Source organism: Paenibacillus sp. RRE4, assembly GCF_031844205.1.
Taxonomy (GTDB): domain Bacteria; phylum Bacillota; class Bacilli; order Paenibacillales; family Paenibacillaceae; genus Paenibacillus; species Paenibacillus xylanexedens_B.
In genome coordinates this window covers 874,641-893,220 of sequence record NZ_JAUZUT010000001.1, presented here as the reverse complement: position 1 = coordinate 893,220, position 18,580 = coordinate 874,641, and the positions used below count along the sequence as shown (strand labels likewise).

Genomic DNA, 18,580 nt, shown 5'->3' with positions numbered 1-18,580 from the left:
GCATTTCTGGTACTCCTCATATCGTAACACAGGTTACATGTGAAAAAAAGCACCTTATGAAAAGGTGCTTATAAAATAAGTTAAAATTTTGACATATGAAAACCGTTTGAATGGTAGCTATATCCGATCTTACCCTGCACCTATCTAATAGTTCAAACTTATAGCGTGGCCTGCAGCGCCTGCTCAAGATCAGCAATCAGATCATCAATATCCTCAAGCCCTACGGAGAAGCGGAGTAGTCCATCCGTTATCCCGCGCTCATGCCGTACCTCTGCTGGCATAGCCGCATGAGACATCATCGTTGGGTACGAAAGAATGCTCTCCACTGCTCCCAGACTTACAGCGACAATAGGTAGTCTCACCTGATTCAGGACAGCTTTTGCACGATCGCCTGAACCTACGTCAAAGGATACTACGGCTCCGTAACCTGTCGACTGACGCTCGTGCGCTTCACGGCCCGGATGATCCTCAAGTCCTGGGTAGTACACAGCTGTGATATCTTGACGACCTTTGAGCCATGAGGCCAGTTTGGCAGTACTCTGTTCACTGTGAGCCATCCGCGCACCCAGGGTCTTCATACCGCGCATCAGAAGCCAGGATTCCTGAGCTCCCAGAACGGTACCGAGGCCATTTTGCAGCTGCTTCAGTTGTCTGCCCAGCTCGTCTGTACGCGCAACAGCCAGACCGGCGAGCACATCACTGTGACCACCGAGAAATTTCGTAGCACTATGTACAACGATATCTACGCCAAGCTCAATGGGACGCTGATAGTACGGTGTCATAAACGTATTATCCAGAATGGTAATCAGATCATGCTCCTTGGACCAAGACGTCACTGCGGCAATATCCGTAATTTTCAAGGTCGGATTGGAAGGTGTCTCCATGTATACGGCCTTCGTGTTAGGCTTGATTGCTGCTCTGACTTGTTCAATGTCGGTCATGTCAACAAAAGTAGTCTCAATCTGCATCCGGCTAAGTATAGTCGTTAACAGACGATATGTTCCCCCGTAAACATCCTCCGTTACAATCATATGATCCCCTGCGGAGAACATCATGAACACACTGGAGATTGCAGACATCCCTGAAGAGTATGCAAATCCGCGTACCCCACCCTCAAGCAACGCGATGTAATCTTCCAGAGCCTGGCGAGTCGGATTACCTGAACGGCTATAATCATGTTGCGGCGGATTAAAGATATCAAAGTGATGGAACGTGGAAGCTTGATAAATCGGTACACTGGAGGCACCTGTTGTTTTATCAATTTCATCTCCAAAGTGAAGCAGCTTGGTATCGAACTTCAGATCAGACTTACTGGGCTTATGGTTGCTCGATTCACTCATGAGATTACGCCTCCTTCAACTTCCTGCTGTGCTGCCAGCAATGCATCATTCAGATCGGCGATCAAATCTTCTGCATGTTCGATGCCTACCGAGAACCGAAGCAGACGATCATCCACACCTACGGCGTCACGAATTTCGAGCGGAATATCCGCATGGGTTTGCACCGCAGGATACGTCATGAGTGATTCTACACCACCGAGACTTTCTGCAAATGCAATTAATTGGATATGACGCAACAATGGCTCAACATAGCGTGCATCCTTCACTTTAAACGAGAAAATGCCTGTATTGCCGGAAGACTGCTTCCGCTGAACTTCATATCCAGGGTGATCGGACAAACCAGGGTGGAACACTTCAGCTACAGCCGGATGTTCCAAGAGGAACTTCGCAATCGTTAGGGCGTTATATTCATGACGTTCCATGCGAAGAGCCAGCGTTTTCATGCCTTTCATCAATTGATATGAATCACTCGGTGATAACACAGCTCCAATGGAATTATGAAGGAACGCCATCTCGGCAGACAAGGCCTCACCTTTGGTGATGATCAATCCAGCGAGCACATCATTATGTCCACCCAGATATTTAGTCGCACTATGAATAATAATATCGGCGCCAAGTTCAATCGGGCGCTGGAAGAATGGAGTCAGTAGCGTATTATCGACAATGGTCAACAGGTTATGTTTTTTCGCCCAGGAAGCAACCGCTTGAATGTCCGTAATCATCATGAGCGGGTTAGTTGGTGTCTCGATGAATACAGCCTTCGTATTCGGCTGACGGATCTCCTCCAATGCTTCCAGATCGTTCGTGTCTACATAACTTGCAGTTACACCAAACCGTGACAAAATCCGTTCCAACAGGCGATATGTACCGCCATACAGGTCAAGAGAAACAATCAGGTGATCGCCTTGGCTAAACATTGCAAAAATCGTTTGCAGTGCTGCCATACCCGAGCTACAGGCAAAACCCGCATCACCGGACTCCAGAGCCGCTGCTGCTTCCTCTAACACTTTGCGCGTTGGGTTTGTTGTACGGATGTAATCAAACCCCGTGCTTTGTCCCAGCTTCGGGTGACGAAACGCAGTGGATTGATAGATCGGAAAGTTAACAGCACCTGTTACGGGTTCATTGATGGACCCAATTTGAGCTAAACGGCTTTCAATTTTCAACTTGTTATCTTCCATTACTGCATCCTCCTGTAATCTTGATTAGATTTGTGGGCCAATATCGTAAGGCGTTTCCTGATACACATAGTAATTGAGCCAGTTAGAGAATAATAAGTTAGCGTGTGCACGCCATGTAGCCGGAGGTATCCGAGAAGGATCATCCTTTGGATAGTAATACTTCGGCAGCGCGATATCCAATCCCTTGGCAACATCACGGTCATATTCCCATTTCAATGAGAACGGATCATACTCGGCATGTCCTGTGGCGAAAATTTGTTTCCCGTCCTTGGTGGCAACCAGGAATACTCCTGCTTCTTCGGACTCAGCCAAAATTTCGAGTTTATCGTTTTTCTCAATATCCTCACGTCTTACCTCGGTGTGACGGGAGTGTGGAACGTTGAAAACTTCATCAAATCCACGGAGCAGCGGAACATGAGGTTTGTTGATCGTATGCGGGAATACGCCAAAACACTTTTCATCCAGCGGAACTTTGGGTACATCAAAATGGTGGTATAGACCTGCCTGAGAAGCCCAACATATGTGCATCGTCGAAGTTACATTCGTTTTGGTCCATTCAAAGATTTCCTGAATCTCTTCCCAATAGTTCACGTCCTCAAAATCCATTTGCTCTACCGGTGCACCGGTAATGATCATCCCGTCAAAACGGCGATGCTGGATCTCATCAAATGTTTTATAAAACAGATCCAGGTATTCTTGAGATGTGTTCTTCGAAGTGTGGGATTTGGGGTGTACCAGCACAACATCCACTTGAATCGGTGTGTTGCCTACCAGACGAAGCAATTGCGTTTCCGTCGTTTCCTTCGTAGGCATCAGATTCAGTATGGCGATACGGAGCGGACGAATATCCTGCTTGTACGCGGAAGATTCATCCATGACGAAAATATTCTCGCTCTCAAGCACTTCTTTGGCTGGTAATGTGTCGGGAATTTTAATTGGCATTGTAAGTTGACTCCTTCTTTTTCATGGGTCGCATCTGGTGCGAAAATCACGCTTTGAGAAGCTTTGCATATGACAAAGACCTTTCTCGGATTCCGAGAAAGGTCATATGTAAACAGATATGCGCCTCTCTCATCTCTCAGTTACAACAGCATCACAGGGATGCTTGGTCGCTGCAAGAATTAGCACCGTGCGTTATATCGCCGGTTGCCGGGTTTCATCGGGCTGGTCCCTCCACCTACTCTTGATAAGATTTCGCTGTATTCAATTTTAATTCAGATATATTAACTTTTACTTTAAAACATTACCGCCCTCACGTCAAGAACCAGTTGATTGGTTTCGAACCTAAATTCGGAACCGTTCATCATCCGTTGTCATACACTGCCTCAGAGCGTGAAATAGACACATTTTTGCGCTTGAAAGCACCCTAGACCAGCGGTATACTAGACAAGTGTTTATAAGCCCTTATGTGAGAGGTGACATATTAAATGGATGGCGACCCGAGGCCCAACTGGCAGTCGAATTCCGAACAACTGCATAGAGAATTGACATCAGCATGTCGGCAGCGGGACGTTTCTTCCGTTTGATTATAGATTGATGACGCAGTACAGTCCTGATAACAGGCTCCGCTGCCGACCGGCTGATCTGTTCTTTTGCGCCCATATTAATGATGAAATCCGCCAAGACGGCGGGTGCAGAAGGAGTAGATGTTATGAAAATCCGGTTGGTTAACAATGGAGTATTTATCCCGGTGGATGATATTCAGCAAGCGCTGACTCCACCAGCAGAAGGATTCTACTGGATTGATGCGGATGTGGACGATTTGGCTGTACTTCAGCCGCTGTTCTCCATGCATGATCTGGCTGTTGAGGATTGCTTGAGTGATGAAGAACAGCGTCCGAAGATTGAAATTTATGAGAACCATTATTTTATCGTGATCAACAGTATTCGTTTTGATGATGAAGAGATTTTCCTGCGTGCAGTCAACCTTTTTCTCGGTAGACACTTTATCATCAGTGTAACGAAACAGAAGGTCAGCGAATTGCGCACCTTGAAGCCGATCCTCTGGGAACAGGAAATCAGCAGCCCCGATCGTCTTCTCTACCTGCTCGTTGACTTGATCGTTGACAATTACTTCACCGTTGGTGATCGAATTGAAGCGCGAATCGAAAAACTTGAGGAAGATATTCTAATGCATACCAAAAAGTCACATCTGAATGAGATTATCGGTCTGCGAAGCGAAATTCTGTGGCTGAAGAAAGTACTGGGACCTCAAAAAGAGGTCATCAACACACTTAACAAAAAAGATCTGCGTCTCATTGATGATCAGCTGCAAAAATACTTCAGCGACATTTACGAGAACGCCGTAAAAATATCGGAAACATTTGAAACATACCGCGATCTGATGGGCAACTTGCGAGAAGCCTACCAGTCCAGTATCGCTAACCGCGCGAATGAGATCATGCGTGTGTTTACCGCGATCACCACAGTGTTCATGCCTTTGACCGTTATCACGGGAATTTATGGAATGAACTTTGATAACATGCCTGAATTACACTGGAAATACGGGTATTATGCCGTTATCGGCCTGATGATTACACTCGGCCTGACGATGTTCTTTATTTTCCGTAAAAAAGACTGGATCTGAAACGGCCAGAGTACCCACTATTTCATAACCTCCAAAGAATAAGACGAAGCGCTCCTTCACAGGGACGACTTCGTCTTTTTTAATATCACTGCTTCTCGGCGTATCTCAGTTAACCAACATTACGCTCGGTTTCAGTATGTCTCCGAAAACGGATGCGAATCATCCGTAACCGTTCATACACCTGCTCCAGGCTCCCTCCTTCAGGGCGCTCTCCTCCGTAAACTTTATGTAACACAGGCTTCAGAAATGTATCTCCTAACTCCTCATATGCATTCCATACCGCCTCTTGTTCAGTCTCAGGCATAACAGCCAGTTCTACATCCAGCAAAGAGTCCGTGTCATAGCCTTCCATATCCAGTGTTTCCAGCAGTTCGATTAATTCGCGCCGGGATAATCCAGATCGATTCACGATCGCTTCTAAGGTTTGACCTTCTTTCATGCCTTCCAGCACGTGCTTGCGCGTAATGAATTTATCCAGTTCCTGCTTGTACTTCTGCTCTTTCTGCTTATATAACCAGCTTTCGTACTCTTCTTCTTGCAATACGACATATACCCAGTCTAACGGGAAAGGTCTCGATTGCTCGATCCCACTCATCATGTCAAGCCATTCCATCCCGTATTCTGCCGCTTTGCTCTCACCAACACCCGGCAGTTGCATTAGCTCATCCATCGTATGTGGAACAAAAGCACTGATCAGCCGCAACAAACGATTCGTTGCTATAAAATAAGGAGCCTTCCGATCCGAAGCCGCTTTTTGCCTGCGCCATGTGCATAAATCCTCATACAATTGCTCATTTCCGTATAATTCACTAAAACAATGCAGACGCTGGCCTGCATAACTGCGTAGCTTCAGATCCTCATTTTCGTTGTATAACCCATGCATCAATGGACGATACCCCTCGCTCATCTGCATGGCAAGTTGATGACGATAAATATGCATCAGCTCTTCCCACGAATGGCCTTCATACCAGATCGTATCTTCCCGATCCCCTGCTTCGTAACGACTCCATCCCAAGTGCCAGGTATTCTCCTCCTCTCCAATCCATAACTGGGCAATGTCCTCATGCTGCTCAGACACTCTTGATAATTTGTTCATGAAAAAGACTTCCATTGCTTGTTCCCTCCTTTGGACGATACAGCCTGTTCGATTAACGAAAGCACTCTCTGTCTCTCTATACAGACAGCACAAAAAAAGCACCTCTCTGCAAAATCGTTGCAAGAGAGGTGCTTCCTCATTAACCGTACTATACTGTTGCTCACATCATACCACATTGGTAAATTTCGTCAATCCCTAAATGCGTTTATTTTGACAAAGCTAATTTCGCCAGTGCCAGTGAACCACACAAACCAGCGTTATCTCCCAAACCTGGTGGAACAACATATGCATCGATTCCAGCATGAAGTGACGGATGCTGCACATAGCCTGCCAGCAATTCCTGCAGTTTGCTACGAACCATCGGAAATAGATGTTCCTGTTTCATTACGCCTCCGCCCATCACTATTTTCTGAGGCGAAAGAATCAGCACATAATTCATCAGAGCATGTGCAAGATAATGCGCTTCAATCTCCCAGGCTTTGTGATCTGCCGGCAAGTCATAAGCAGGTTGTTCCCAGCGCTTGTTCAGGGCTGGCCCCGCCGCAAGCCCTTCCAGACAGTCTCCATGATATGGGCAAAATCCTGCATACGAATCTTCGGGATGTCTCCGCACGATAATATGGCCCATCTCGGGATGAGACAGTCCGTGTACCATTTTACCGCCAACGACAGCTCCTGCACCGATACCTGTACCTACCGTAATATACAGACAGCTATCCAACCCCCGTGCAGCTCCCCAAGTGGCTTCACCCAAAGCAGCTCCGTTCACATCAGTGTCAAACGTCATAGGCACTTCAAAGTGTTCTTTGAGCTTGCCAATCATGTTGTACTGTCCCCAATGTGGCTTCGGTGTTGTCGTGATGTAACCATAAGTCGGACTACCTTCAATGGGATCAATTGGACCGAAAGAACCTACCCCCATCGCTTCGATACCTTTGCCCTCAAAAAAAGAGATAACCTGAGCCATCGTTTCTTCCGGCGTGGTTGTAGGGAAACTTACTCGTTCCAGAACGTCTCCATGTTCTGTCCCAAGGCCACATACAAATTTGGTTCCGCCTGCTTCAATCGCACCTAAAACTGTCATGTTGATCTCACTCCTACGTTGGTTTGTAATAGGAACACTGCCGTATCCATATAGCGGTTCGGACTATTCAGCAGGGCTCAGTTGCGCTCAAGCTTGTTCAACCGTTTAAGCAATGTCTGTTTCCAGCTATCTGAGAGCATAGGAATAGAGAGTAAAGCCTGCATACCCTCCACGTCCTGTTTCCCCTGATGCATGATCCGGTTAGCTTCAAGAATCGTCATGTATGAAGTATCTGTGCGAACTCTTCTAAAACGTGATGCAGGGCCAACCTCTCCCTCTTGCAACACTCGAAAATAAAAACCGGTATGCCCGCTTTCCTGAAAGTATACAGGTAACTGCTTGTAATCATATCTTATCCCCAGCTTGAAGCATGGTTGTCTCGGCTGACTAACTTGAACCTGCGCATTACCGAATTCAAATACATCACCAATGCGAACCTCTTCTTCTGTGCAACCTGTAACAGTCAGGTTCTCTCCAAATGCCCCCCACTCCAACGTACGATCCATCAGGTGCTCAATCGCCGCATAGCGACTATGATCGTATACACAAACAGCCTTATCCGGACCACCGTGATGCACCAGATCCGCTTGGGCATCCCCTGTCATTCCAGTGAATGACAGGAACACCGGGGCGGAGACAGGATGTTTTATAATGCCGCTCAACACTTCATTTTTCTGCCCAGGCAATGGCTTAGGTTGCCCTATATTAATCGCCAGAACTGCAGTGCTTTCCTCTTCTGTAATCGAATCGGGTATAGGTGTCATGCCACATCATGCCTCCATGATTACTTTTTATCGAACAGAACCACCAAACACTAATGTATTACTTAACAGCCGTCCTGGAGAAGTCAGCATCTTGCCACCTGCATACATCCCGGAGGATGCACCGCCATCCAAGTTCATCGCCTGTTTGGCTCCCAGCTTTTGCATCACAGCTGCCCATTCTTTTATTGTAGCACCAGAAACGGTAGCAAGCATCACTGAACCGTCGGGCATGATGGCAATTCCGCTTCTCGCTCCAGACGCATTCAAAATCTTCGGATCTTTGAACCCCTCACCCGCTGGATTGACCGATATCTTGCCGTCCTTCACCAGACGCGGGCCAGCCCCCACAGCTGTGACCACATCCTGCCACGGAATTTCCTGACCGGATGCGTTCGTATATCTGTAATTCATCTCTACGGTGGAGCCTACCGTAAACCGGTCAGCTGTGGACTTCTCTCGACCTGTGAAGACAAGAACAGAACCGTTTTTGGGAATCGCCACGTTTGTATTCGGTACTTTTTTGGTCACAACACCCTTTTCCATAATCACTGCCGTCCCGCCCTTGAAACCAACATTGGCCCCACGTTCTGGGGTGTAGAGCATCGAGATGCTTGCATCCGCTGAAGGTGTCCGGTTAACAAATGTTGCATACCATCCGCTTGATTTGCCTTTCGTATCTGTGACTGTGCCCGTTAAGCTCACTTGAAGTGAATCCATTATCGCTGACCCATCTGCCTTAAAACCAATGGATGTTCCATATCTTCCTATATGTATCACTTTCCCATTTGCTATTAACATTCCGTAAGGATCTGGTGCTCCGTGATATGCTTCAAAAAAAGCTCCGTTAATTGCTGCTTGTGCGCCATACGCTTTTACTATAGATGGTAGAGTTGCGGTTTGACCAACCTGTTTCTTCGCAAGTCCTACGGTTACTGGTGTCCCTTTTGGAATGGAAACGGTCTGTACGCTAAAACTACGTCCTGCTGCTTTCACTTTCTGTACTTTCGTGCTAATCGCTGCTTTGGCTTCCGCTGTCTGCGGTGCACTTACCGCCCCTGACAGCAGTACCGGAAGTGCGAGGACGAGGGCCATTGCCCCAGTCCACCACTTTCTACTCGTTTTTTTCATCATCATGTTGCTCACCCTATCGCCACTCCCATCCAAGAGCCCAGGCTCTTCATCTCAAGTTGTTCAAACTTGTCCATCACCGTATCCGGGTCCAGACGCAATTCACAGCCTTCCAGCGTACAAGCCACCGGAACTGCACAGTGAATCTCTGCCAGCCTGCGAGACAGATGCAACATATCGAGATCACTCTCAATTTTTTTACGTACCGAAGGGGTCAGTTGATCCAGATTGCTTAAAATCCCTTCAATCGATCCATACTCTTGCACAAGCTTCAAAGCCGTTTTCTCGCCAATTCCACGTACCCCGGGATAATTGTCGCTGGCATCTCCCATCAAGCCCTTCATGTCGATAACCTGACGTGGTGTCAATTGTTTCTCAGCCATCAACGTTTCGGGATTGTATACCATGTAGTTGCCGTGACCTTTTTTCATAATAATGATACTTGTGCGGTCATTAATCAGCTGTAACATATCATGGTCTCCGGTCAGTACCATCACATTCATATCGGTTTCTTCGGTGTAATACTTGGCAAGTGTTCCGATACAATCGTCAGCCTCATACCCTTCTGCACCAATATTCGGAATATTTAGACTATCCATCACTTCACGAATCAGAGCAAACTGGGGAATAAGGTCGTCTGGTGCTTCAGCACGATTACCTTTGTACTCTGCGTACTCCTGACCGCGAAACGTCTTGCCTCCCATATCCCAACAGCAGATGACGTGGCTTGGTCCAAACGTCTGAACCGCATCCCAAAAATAACGGATAAACCCATAGACTGCATTGGTCGGAAGCCCTGCCTTTGTACGTCTGATATATCCGCTTGCAGATGTTGCGTAGAATGCCCGGAACAACACTGCCATACCGTCTACCAGTAACAAAGTAGGTTCATTACGTTGATTCACTTGATTTTGTTCTCTCCTTGATCTATGAAAGCTGGAACAACAATCGATTCCAACTTCGATAGCATATTAAATATCGAAACTCATTCTATCATTATACCATAGTTACGCCAACCCTCATGGAGCATAATTATCCCACTACCTCTTTGAACTAAAAAAAGCCCTGAATTGCGAACAATTCAAGGCTTAGCTCCGGTGAATGTATTAGGCGTTGTTCCATTCCTGCTCATACGTATCTTCCTTGAAACCCACGGTGACTTTTTCTCCATCGGTTACGATCGGACGTTTGATCAGACGACCATTGGAAGCCAGTAACGCAATCTGCTCTTCCTCGGACATACCTGGCAGTTTGTCTTTGAGCTTTTGCTCTTTATAAACTTCTCCACTGGTGTTGAAAAACTTTTTCACTTCAAGTCCGCTTTGTTGAATAAGCTCTGTCAATTCGTCTTTGGATGGTGGTGTATCAAAAATAGGGATTAGCTCCAGTTCATGCCCTTTCGCTTCCAGCCATTTCACAGCCTTACGGCACGTACCGCATTTCGCATATTGATATACTTTTAGTTTTGTCATGGATGTTCCTCCCACTCGGGTTTTGGTCTATCGCTTCCCTTGGTTTGCTCCGCAAATCCAAAAGTCGCTCCATCCCAATACCCTCGCTCAGCAATTTTTTTAGTCGAATGCGGGCTTATCGCCCCTCATTACGACGTGATTTTTCAACATTTGTTCCAACATTTCTAGAGCTATAGATTTTACGAACTCAAGCTTAACTACCTTAAAGCATGAAGAATCTTAAAAGCTCTAAAACCTCTAAAACCTCTCTAGCCTTCGGCGTAATGTTTGGCTGCTTTGCTTACCAAACTCTATGGCTTCAAAACTTTAAAGCTTTAAAACCCTTTTAGCCTTCGGCGTGTGGTTTGGCGCTTCGCTTACCAAACTCTATAGCTTCAAAACTTTAAAGCTTTAAAACCCTTTTAGCCTTCGGCGTGTGGTTTGGCGCTTCGCTCACCAAACTTTAAAGCTTCAAATCTTAAGCTCCAAAACCTCTTTAGCCTTCGGCGTGTGGTTTGGCTACTTTGCCGCCAAACCGTGGGGCATTTTTGCTTGCGAACACTCAACTGTCGCCTTGATCAATGATTACTCATGCACTTGGGTGTGTAGCTTGGCTTATTGCACCGTTTCTCTTGGGGCCGCCTCGGTATCCAAACGTTTCTCCAATGCGGCCATATCTGGCGGCAAAGGTGCCTGAAACGTCATACGTTCCCGGAGGATCGGATGTTCAAATGTCAGTTCACACGCATGCAGTGCTTGGCGTTCAATCCACGTATCCCGTTCCTCACGAACAGCCATTCTCTGCTCATCCACGTTATGCACTGGCAACGTCTTATACATCTGATCACCGATCAACGGGCAACCGATAGACGTCATATGTACCCGGATCTGATGGGTTCGTCCACTTTCCAGCTTCAAACTTACAGCACTGGCACTTCCATCATCCCAGCGTGACAACGTTGTGTAGAGCGTTCTGGCTGCATATCCATCTGGTGTAACGATACGGCGATGCGGCTCCTCGGGATCACGGTCAATTGGGCCGTCCACGGCTCCATGTTCGGGAACAGGGCTACCATGCACCAGTGCGATATATTTTTTATCCACAGTACCGGCTATCATCTGCTCTGACACATGCTGGTGCACATACGGGTTTTTGGCAATCGCCAGCACGCCGGATGTTTCCTGATCTAATCGGTGGATCGGACGGAAGCGGAATTTCTCGCCTTTTTGTTGCCAATAATGTACCACACCATTAGCCAAAGTACCTGTGTAGTGCCCATGGGTTGGATGCACGATAATTCCGGCATCTTTATTCACGATCAGCAGATGTTCGTCTTCATACAACACGTTGAATGGAATATCCTCTGACAGAATATCATCGGATTCCTCCTGTTCCATCCGAACCTCCACCAGATCACCTGCACTCACTTTGACACTGATGTATACCCGTTCACCATTCAACATGACACCTTGCTCGGTGAGTTTGATTTTGGATAAAAGCTTGCGCGAAACCTGAAGCCGTTTTTGGAGCACGGTTTTTAGCAGCCAGCCGTCCTCTGCTTCGGTCACCGTGTAGGCAATCGGCGCATAATATTGGCTCATTCTTTGCGGCGGAATACTTTTTTGCTCCGCACATATTCAATATCCGCAACTTGTTGTCTTGCATTGGCTGTCCGTGCAACAACAAAGAAATAATCCGATAGACGATTCAGATACCGGCGCACCGACGGATTAATATCCGTATGCTGTCCCAGCGTAACGGTACGGCGCTCTGCCCGGCGGCATACTGTCCGGCATACATGCAAAGCAGATGAGAGCTGACTTCCACCAGGGATAATAAAACGTTCCACTTTAGGATTTTCAGCATCATATTGATCGATCCACTGTTCCAGACGTGTGACCATCTCATCCCTTACTTTGTACTTTGTCTCACTTATTCGCACAAAAGCCAAATCTGATCCGCAGTCAAAGAGTTCCTGTTGCACTTCCAGCAGGTGCTCGCGCAGATCCTCAAATTCTCCATTAGCAGACTCAATAAGGCTGATTGCTTGACCCACAAAGCAATTTAATTCATCAATTGTGCCATACGCCTCTACGCGGTCATCATCCTTGATAACTCGGCCTCCAATGACTGAAGTCTGGCCTTCATCACCGGTTCGTGTATATATCCCCATCATATTCCCTCCAATTGTGCATTAATCATTTATCAAACGCTGAAATATCTTACCCGATTACCCAAAGCTCGTCTATTCTTAATCTTCATAATGCCAATGCAGAGCTTTCAGATCAATCGCAAGACCAGACACCAGCATAAACATCTGTTTTGCATTAGACTGCAAAATCCGGTTCACCGAAGCCATTCTCGCTACAAAAATACGTTCCTCTTCTGACGGATGTAAGCTGCCATTCATCTCATTTGTAATGATAAGTATTTTCCCCTGATAGGATAGCAGTGCATCTAGTAACCGTTGTGTTTCCACACGTTGCTGATCCAGATCAGTTGCTTCCCTGAAACTCGCTACCATCCAGGACGTCAGGCTGTCCACAATCAACATGCGTTGATCCGCCAGAAAAAGATTGGATTCCCGATTAATCTGGTTCACCACTTCAGCAAGCTTCGGGCCGTTCCCCGCCTGAATGGCACGATAATGAGCGGATGGCAATTCGGGAATTACGGAATCATGATCACCAGTGGACAAATATACACCTTCCCGGCTCATTTGAGCCGCATATTTCAGCGCAAAGCGCGTTTTTCCGCTGCCCATACCGCCTGTGACCGTAATCAGCAATCCGTTCCCTCCTCCCATACCTGTTCTAAATAGATGTTATTCTGTCAGCGCTTTGAGCACTTTTTTCGACTCTTCAATGTTAGCCGCTGACAGTGGAATGGTAGCGAACAAATTGCTCGGGGCGTAGTTTACATCCTTGAACATCTGCATATTCTCCAGCGGAATACCGTACAGATGGGTTTCCTTTTTCATATCAGATCCGTCGTCGCCCTTCCCTTTTTCAACCAATACAGATCCCTCAAATACACCGCGTTCATATTTCTTGGGATCAAATGTATCGTCTAGCGGGACATTCGAGCCATTCTGACCGTACTGTTTCATATCATTTTCAGGCAAAATAAAGATATCATGGCTACCAGCGGCATACTCAACCAATATTTTTTGAACATCGTACATTGCACTTGTAATGATTTCCACTTTTGGTTCTTCACCAAGCTTTTGTTGCAACTTTGTTTGCAATTGCTCCGAAATACCTGATGGATTACCTTGGTTATCAATAATAAACACCGTAAAACCATCTTTACCGCCACATCCGGCTAATATAAAGATTAATGAAATTATTGCGGTAAGTCCCCAAAATCTTTTCATTCCAGCTCCCCCTTCAGTCTCCTAACTCCAATATATCACAATTGTTCCACGCAAAAAAATAACCCCTCCATTCAACATTTATTGAAGTACAGAGCAAAAAGGAGACCCTTTCGGATCTCCTTCTCTACGGTGTTACAAATTATATGATTCTACATGCTCCCAGCATATATCCATTGGCCCGATATTTACTTGGATTTGACTGAATTAGCCTTCATGTATTCGTTAATTTTCAAGTCCAGCAAACTGCTGATCTCAATCACAATATCGGATGTAAATGATTTCTCTTCCAGGAAAATCTGTTCCATCTTGCTTCGAAGCATACGGATCTCATCTTCCAAGGAAATGTTATGCAAAGATGCGTCATCAGGGTTCACCGACCATCGGTCGCCATGATCGCTTTCTGCCAGAACGTGTCCACGATTTGTCGGTAAATCATATTCAACACAAAACAAAGCTAACCCCTCCTCAGAAAATAATTTTCCAAATATATGAAATCCTATTTCAAATTGAAATTATATCATAATATTTTGTAAAAGAAAGTATTTTTTTGGAAAAGTACCAAATGCCTTATTTATACTGCATCTATTCTTTGTATTAACCCTCTTTTTGAACTTTGTAAACAAAATTTCCGATACGCTCCAAAGCTTCGTTTAACTGGGATACGGAGGTGGCATAAGAGCAACGTAAAAAACCTTCTCCTTGCGGCCCAAACACGTTCCCCGGCACAGCAGCCACCTTATTCTCCGTCAGTAATCGTTCAGCAAACAGGTCGGAACTCAGTCCCGTCTTTTGAATACTCGGAAAAGCATAGAACGCACCCTGAGGCTCATGACAATCCAGCCCGATATCACGGAACCCCTGTACAATCAAACGTCTGCGCTGGTTATAGGATTCGACCATTCGGTCTTTCTCACCCAGTCCATTCGTCAATGCTTCGAGAGCTGCCACCTGCCCCATTGCTGGTGCACACATCACCGTGTACTGGTGAATTTTGAGCATCGCTGCAATGAGTTCAGGATGTCCACACATATATCCAATCCGCCATCCCGTCATCGCAAACGCCTTGGAGAAACCGCTCACCAAAATGGTGCGATCCTTCATATCAGGAATCGAAGCGAAGCTGACATGTTTTTGATTATACGTCAACTCAGCATAAATTTCGTCAGCAATGACGATCAGATCATGTTTTTTGACGACTTCTGCGATCGGTAGCCAGTCTTCGTAAGTCATGATCGCCCCTGTTGGGTTGCTTGGATAACATAAAATAACGACCTTCGATTTCGGTGTAATGCTGGCTTCCAGCGCTTCAGCCGTTACCTTGAACTGATCCTTTGCATACGTCTCTACCCCGACAGGAATACCTCCACCGATGGAAGCTATAGGGGAGTAAGCGACATAAGATGGCTCAGGAATAAGAATTTCATCTCCAGGTACGATCAATGCACGTAAAGCAAGGTCAATCGCTTCACTTCCACCTACGGTGACTATTATCTCGTCTTTTGGATCGTACTTGGTATCAAACTGTGTATCCAAATAATTGCTAAGTGCTTCACGCAACTTCGGCATACCTGCATTCGAGGTATAACTGGTCATGCCTCTCTCGAGAGAGTATACGCAAGCTTCACGCATGTGCCACGGTGTTACGAAATCCGGCTCGCCTACACCAAGCGTGATGATATCTTTGTTATCGCCCACCAGATCAAAAAACTTGCGGATGCCGGATGGCGGGATCTGTTTCACGAGCGGAGCCAAATATGAGGACATCGTTTTGTTATTTCCGGTTGTCTGTTCATTCACTATCATGACACATCTTCCTTTACGGCGAGATCATGAGACGGTTGTCTTCCTGATGGTCTTCAAAAATAATCCCGTCCTGCTTATATTTTTTAAGAATAAAATTCGTCTTGGTTGACAGTACTGAATCAATCGGAGACAACTTCTCCGATACAAAGTTAGCCACTTCACGCAGATTGCCGCCCTCTACTTCAACAAGCAAATCATATGCTCCTGACATGAGGTAAACGGATTTTACTTGCGGATAAAGATAGATTCGTTCGGCAATTCCTTCGAAGCCACGTCCACGCTCAGGTGTAATCTGGACTTCGATCAGAGCTGTCACTTTCTCATCATCAATTTTGCTCCAGTTCACTACCGTTGCATATTTTACGATGACGTGTTCTTGTTCAAGCTGTGCTACAGCAGTTTTGATTTTATCTTCCGACTCCCCCAGCAGCGTTGACAGCAGTGCGGGAGTCCTTCTCGCGTCTTCCTTCAACAGATCCAGAACTTTAAGTTGCAGATCGTTCAACTCTTTCATTGTTTTCCCTCCAGCGTCATCCAGGTTCCTAAAATGAATTAATACTTATATTACATGAATTCAACGTTGGTGCATAGACAAAAGACCGCCTGCCCTCAATTCAGGCAAGCGGTGGTATGGTCGGTAGGGACATGCTTCAAAACCCTTATCTACAGGTTACATGTAATAAGGGTTGCCGTAATTCGGTTGACGCGGAGTTACATTTGGCACTTGGCCATAAGGGCTGTTTTGCACATTTTTCTCCTGCACGAATTGCTGACATTTCTGCTGTGCCTGGTGTGCAGACTGAATTTGCTTGTCCAAGTCCTGACGCGATGCTTTGGTGGAAACTGAGTACATGTTGTTCTGCTGCATCAGATTGAACAGTTCGCCTTGCAGGCGAAGTGTATCATTTGTCAAATCATTGAACATACTGCGAACCATGGGACATGAAGATTCTGTTGTAGCCGTCGTGTATTCGCGCGAAGTTCGTCTCAGATCTGCGAGAATGGTTTTTAACAAATCCTGTTCTTGCATAAAAGTGCCGGTTGAATTATACATGTGTTTTCCTCCTATGTGCTGATTTATTACTGTGGTCTGCTTGTAGATGTGAATTATTGGGATTGGGAAGGTGCAAGAGACTGATGCTGATGCAACGTCTGAATCAATGTGTTCATATGTTGCTCGTGAGAGCGAACATATTGATTCAATGCCTGTTGAATAGCTGGATGTGTGGAAATGGAAGCTGTAGCTGCACATTGCTTGATCAGCATCTCCTCGTTGGAAATGGAATCGGCAATGTAGTTCAGTTCCTTCGGACTCAGAGCTTGCATTTGTGAATGTTGCATGGACGTCGTACCTCCTAGATCTAAAGTTTATGCGAGTTTATTGTTACCTTGAATGACAAAACTATACCAATGTGAAGACAAAGGAGATGGCATGAATGGATCTCGTTTACGGTACACCTTACTGGCCTTCAACTTATAAATCGGATGTGGATTATCCCTCACTCAATAGCGATATCTCTTGTGACTGCTTGATTATTGGTGGCGGTATGGGAGGTGCACTGACTTCAAGATTGCTTGCAGAGCGTGGATTCAATACGGTTGTCATTGATAAGCGGCAAATTGCACACGGAAGCAGCTCAGCCAATACCGGCCTGCTGCAATATACCAATGACAAAACGTTGACATCGTGCATCAACACATTTGGAGAATCAAAAGGGGTACGCTTTTATGAGCTATGCCGTGAAGCCATGAAGCAGCTTTCCGAAATTGCCGGGAATCTGAAGACCGATCCGTGGTTTATTCCGCGAAACAGCTTTTGCTTTGCCAGCTCTGAAGAAGATGTTTCTTTGCTTGAGGAAGAGTATCGAACCTTGCAAAAGTATGGATTTGATGCAGAGCTATGGTATACAGACCAGATCAAAAGCCATTTTCCTTTTGTAAAACCAGCCGCTTTGTACACAAAAGGAGATGCGGAGGTAAACCCGTATCGCTTTGTTCAAGGCCTGTTTGAGTCGGCCGTTCAACATGGGGCACGAATTTACGAACAAACTGAAATGATTCACTGTGAGTATGATGATGAAGGGGTAACGTGTTTTACTCCCCAGGGCAAAATTCGAGCCAAGCAGGTGGTATATGCGGCCGGGTATGAAACGCAAGAGATTAAGAAAGACCGGGGAGCGTATTTGAAAGCAACGTATGCTATAACAACCAAACCTCTGTCTGATCTGAGCTCTTGGCATGAGCAAGCTATGATCTGGGAAACAGCTCGCCCTTATCTATATATGCGCACCACGCCAGACAACCGCATTATCGTGGGTGGGCTTGATGAAGAAACACCTGCCCAGGATCAGCGGGAGCTCCGTTCCGAAAATCAAGGCGAAGTTCTGTTAGAAGAGCTCCGAACGTATTTTCCACTTGATAAGCTAGAGGTGGATTATGCTTGGGGTGCTGTGTTTGGTAATACACATGATGGCCTTCCCCTCATTGGTACGCATCCGGATTACCCACATTCATACTTCGTCGAAGGGTACGGAGGGAACGGAACGGTGTACAGCATGATCGCGGCCTCCCTGATCGCAGATGCCATTAGCGGCGGCGCCCAGAATGAAGATATGAAGTTGTTCTCTCTGACAAGAACGAGCAAACCATCTCCAATCTAAACAGCAACATCGAATAGAATGACATACGGTTTCGTCGTATTAAACATGACAAAAGGGTACGGCTAAGGGGAAGCTTTCATCCCCTCGCTGCACCCTTTTTTCAGTTATA

20 protein-coding genes and 1 riboswitch are annotated in these 18,580 nt (G+C 46.2%); of the genes, 2 read left to right on the top strand and 18 right to left on the bottom strand.

Going from position 1 to position 18,580, the window contains the following annotated elements:
* Positions 1–158: 158 nt before the first annotated feature.
* Genes Q9R46_RS04275 through metA form a run of 3 tightly spaced genes read right to left on the bottom strand, consistent with a single transcriptional unit; the run spans position 159 to position 3,463 of the window.
* Positions 159–1,340: a trans-sulfuration enzyme family protein gene (locus Q9R46_RS04275; RefSeq protein ID WP_311279088.1), complete on the bottom strand. Its 1,182-nt coding sequence runs from the start codon at positions 1,338–1,340 to the stop codon at positions 159–161.
* Positions 1,337–2,521, bottom strand: coding sequence for an aminotransferase class I/II-fold pyridoxal phosphate-dependent enzyme (locus tag Q9R46_RS04270; RefSeq protein WP_311279087.1), 1,185 nt, complete (start codon positions 2,519–2,521; stop codon positions 1,337–1,339). The genes Q9R46_RS04275 and Q9R46_RS04270 overlap by 4 nt, the downstream gene beginning before the upstream one ends.
* 24 nt (positions 2,522–2,545) lie before the next feature.
* Positions 2,546–3,463, bottom strand: a complete 918-nt coding sequence (metA, locus tag Q9R46_RS04265) for a homoserine O-acetyltransferase MetA (protein ID WP_145328987.1) — start codon at positions 3,461–3,463, stop codon at positions 2,546–2,548.
* A 126-nt stretch (positions 3,464–3,589) separates the two neighbouring features.
* Positions 3,590–3,714, bottom strand: a riboswitch (SAM riboswitch).
* Positions 3,715–4,172: 458 nt separating this feature from the next.
* Here metA and corA point away from each other — a divergent pair.
* Positions 4,173–5,108: a magnesium/cobalt transporter CorA gene (gene corA / locus Q9R46_RS04260; RefSeq protein WP_123065051.1), complete on the top strand. Its 936-nt coding sequence runs from the start codon at positions 4,173–4,175 to the stop codon at positions 5,106–5,108.
* Positions 5,109–5,217: 109 nt separating this feature from the next.
* On the opposite strand, the gene Q9R46_RS04255 is transcribed toward corA, so the two are convergent.
* From Q9R46_RS04255 to Q9R46_RS04185, 15 genes are all read right to left on the bottom strand, one after another.
* On the bottom strand, positions 5,218–6,219 hold the full coding sequence (locus Q9R46_RS04255) for an HRDC domain-containing protein (protein ID WP_311279086.1): 1,002 nt from the start codon (positions 6,217–6,219) through the stop codon (positions 5,218–5,220).
* 190 nt (positions 6,220–6,409) lie between these two features.
* A complete protein-coding gene (locus Q9R46_RS04250; protein WP_145412349.1) occupies positions 6,410–7,288 on the bottom strand; it encodes an ROK family protein in 879 nt (292 codons plus the stop codon).
* 77 nt (positions 7,289–7,365) lie between these two features.
* Positions 7,366–8,052, bottom strand: coding sequence for an MOSC domain-containing protein (locus Q9R46_RS04245; RefSeq protein ID WP_311279085.1), 687 nt, complete (start codon positions 8,050–8,052; stop codon positions 7,366–7,368).
* 27 nt (positions 8,053–8,079) lie between these two features.
* Positions 8,080–9,186 carry a phosphodiester glycosidase family protein gene (locus Q9R46_RS04240; protein ID WP_311280944.1) on the bottom strand — a complete coding sequence of 369 codons (1,107 nt, stop codon included), beginning with the start codon at positions 9,184–9,186 and terminating at the stop codon, positions 8,080–8,082.
* Between the two features lie 5 nt (positions 9,187–9,191).
* Positions 9,192–10,085 (bottom strand): 5'-3' exonuclease, encoded by an 894-nt coding sequence (locus tag Q9R46_RS04235; protein ID WP_311279084.1) that lies wholly within the window; start codon positions 10,083–10,085, stop codon positions 9,192–9,194.
* Between the two features lie 201 nt (positions 10,086–10,286).
* Positions 10,287–10,652: an arsenate reductase family protein gene (locus Q9R46_RS04230; RefSeq protein WP_311279083.1), complete on the bottom strand. Its 366-nt coding sequence runs from the start codon at positions 10,650–10,652 to the stop codon at positions 10,287–10,289.
* Positions 10,653–11,246: 594 nt separating this feature from the next.
* Positions 11,247–12,233, bottom strand: a complete 987-nt coding sequence (locus tag Q9R46_RS04225; RefSeq protein ID WP_311279082.1) for an RluA family pseudouridine synthase — start codon at positions 12,231–12,233, stop codon at positions 11,247–11,249.
* Complete coding sequence (locus Q9R46_RS04220; protein ID WP_145328973.1) at positions 12,230–12,805, bottom strand: cob(I)yrinic acid a,c-diamide adenosyltransferase; 576 nt, start codon at positions 12,803–12,805, stop codon at positions 12,230–12,232. The genes Q9R46_RS04225 and Q9R46_RS04220 overlap by 4 nt, the downstream gene beginning before the upstream one ends.
* Positions 12,806–12,883: 78 nt before the next feature.
* Positions 12,884–13,420: a bifunctional adenosylcobinamide kinase/adenosylcobinamide-phosphate guanylyltransferase gene (locus tag Q9R46_RS04215; protein ID WP_311279081.1), complete on the bottom strand. Its 537-nt coding sequence runs from the start codon at positions 13,418–13,420 to the stop codon at positions 12,884–12,886.
* 36 nt (positions 13,421–13,456) lie between these two features.
* Positions 13,457–14,008 (bottom strand): type 2 periplasmic-binding domain-containing protein, encoded by a 552-nt coding sequence (locus Q9R46_RS04210; RefSeq protein ID WP_145328969.1) that lies wholly within the window; start codon positions 14,006–14,008, stop codon positions 13,457–13,459.
* A gap of 185 nt (positions 14,009–14,193) precedes the next feature.
* Complete coding sequence (locus Q9R46_RS04205; protein WP_397386324.1) at positions 14,194–14,460, bottom strand: aspartyl-phosphate phosphatase Spo0E family protein; 267 nt, start codon at positions 14,458–14,460, stop codon at positions 14,194–14,196.
* 142 nt (positions 14,461–14,602) lie between these two features.
* Positions 14,603–15,811: an aminotransferase class I/II-fold pyridoxal phosphate-dependent enzyme gene (locus tag Q9R46_RS04200; RefSeq protein WP_311279080.1), complete on the bottom strand. Its 1,209-nt coding sequence runs from the start codon at positions 15,809–15,811 to the stop codon at positions 14,603–14,605.
* 13 nt (positions 15,812–15,824) lie between these two features.
* On the bottom strand, positions 15,825–16,325 hold the full coding sequence (locus Q9R46_RS04195; protein WP_311279079.1) for an Lrp/AsnC family transcriptional regulator: 501 nt from the start codon (positions 16,323–16,325) through the stop codon (positions 15,825–15,827).
* A gap of 156 nt (positions 16,326–16,481) precedes the next feature.
* Complete coding sequence (locus Q9R46_RS04190; protein WP_311279078.1) at positions 16,482–16,865, bottom strand: spore coat protein; 384 nt, start codon at positions 16,863–16,865, stop codon at positions 16,482–16,484.
* A gap of 53 nt (positions 16,866–16,918) precedes the next feature.
* Entirely contained in the window at positions 16,919–17,152 is a 234-nt protein-coding gene (locus Q9R46_RS04185; protein WP_090922254.1) for a hypothetical protein, read from the bottom strand.
* A gap of 95 nt (positions 17,153–17,247) precedes the next feature.
* On the opposite strand from Q9R46_RS04185, the gene Q9R46_RS04180 reads away from it, so the two are divergent.
* A complete protein-coding gene (locus tag Q9R46_RS04180) occupies positions 17,248–18,471 on the top strand; it encodes an NAD(P)/FAD-dependent oxidoreductase (RefSeq protein ID WP_311279077.1) in 1,224 nt (407 codons plus the stop codon).
* Positions 18,472–18,580: the final 109 nt, after the last annotated feature.

Bases quoted from the DNA above. Each gene is read 5' to 3' on its own strand.
- Q9R46_RS04275 (WP_311279088.1), bottom strand. From the start codon at position 1,340: ATGAGTGAATCGAGCAACCATAAGCCCAGTAAGTCTGATCTGAAGTTC.
- Q9R46_RS04270 (WP_311279087.1), bottom strand. From the start codon at position 2,521: ATGGAAGATAACAAGTTGAAAATTGAAAGCCGTTTAGCTCAAATTGGG.
- metA (WP_145328987.1), bottom strand. From the start codon at position 3,463: ATGCCAATTAAAATTCCCGACACATTACCAGCCAAAGAAGTGCTTGAG.
- corA (WP_123065051.1), top strand. From the start codon at position 4,173: ATGAAAATCCGGTTGGTTAACAATGGAGTATTTATCCCGGTGGATGAT.
- Q9R46_RS04255 (WP_311279086.1), bottom strand. From the start codon at position 6,219: ATGGAAGTCTTTTTCATGAACAAATTATCAAGAGTGTCTGAGCAGCAT.
- Q9R46_RS04250 (WP_145412349.1), bottom strand. From the start codon at position 7,288: ATGACAGTTTTAGGTGCGATTGAAGCAGGCGGAACCAAATTTGTATGT.
- Q9R46_RS04245 (WP_311279085.1), bottom strand. From the start codon at position 8,052: ATGACACCTATACCCGATTCGATTACAGAAGAGGAAAGCACTGCAGTT.
- Q9R46_RS04240 (WP_311280944.1), bottom strand. From the start codon at position 9,186: ATGATGATGAAAAAAACGAGTAGAAAGTGGTGGACTGGGGCAATGGCC.
- Q9R46_RS04230 (WP_311279083.1), bottom strand. From the start codon at position 10,652: ATGACAAAACTAAAAGTATATCAATATGCGAAATGCGGTACGTGCCGT.
- Q9R46_RS04225 (WP_311279082.1), bottom strand. From the start codon at position 12,233: ATGAGCCAATATTATGCGCCGATTGCCTACACGGTGACCGAAGCAGAG.
- Q9R46_RS04220 (WP_145328973.1), bottom strand. From the start codon at position 12,805: ATGGGGATATATACACGAACCGGTGATGAAGGCCAGACTTCAGTCATT.
- Q9R46_RS04210 (WP_145328969.1), bottom strand. From the start codon at position 14,008: ATGAAAAGATTTTGGGGACTTACCGCAATAATTTCATTAATCTTTATA.
- Q9R46_RS04200 (WP_311279080.1), bottom strand. From the start codon at position 15,811: ATGATAGTGAATGAACAGACAACCGGAAATAACAAAACGATGTCCTCA.
- Q9R46_RS04195 (WP_311279079.1), bottom strand. From the start codon at position 16,325: ATGAAAGAGTTGAACGATCTGCAACTTAAAGTTCTGGATCTGTTGAAG.
- Q9R46_RS04190 (WP_311279078.1), bottom strand. From the start codon at position 16,865: ATGTATAATTCAACCGGCACTTTTATGCAAGAACAGGATTTGTTAAAA.
- Q9R46_RS04185 (WP_090922254.1), bottom strand. From the start codon at position 17,152: ATGCAACATTCACAAATGCAAGCTCTGAGTCCGAAGGAACTGAACTAC.
- Q9R46_RS04180 (WP_311279077.1), top strand. From the start codon at position 17,248: ATGGATCTCGTTTACGGTACACCTTACTGGCCTTCAACTTATAAATCG.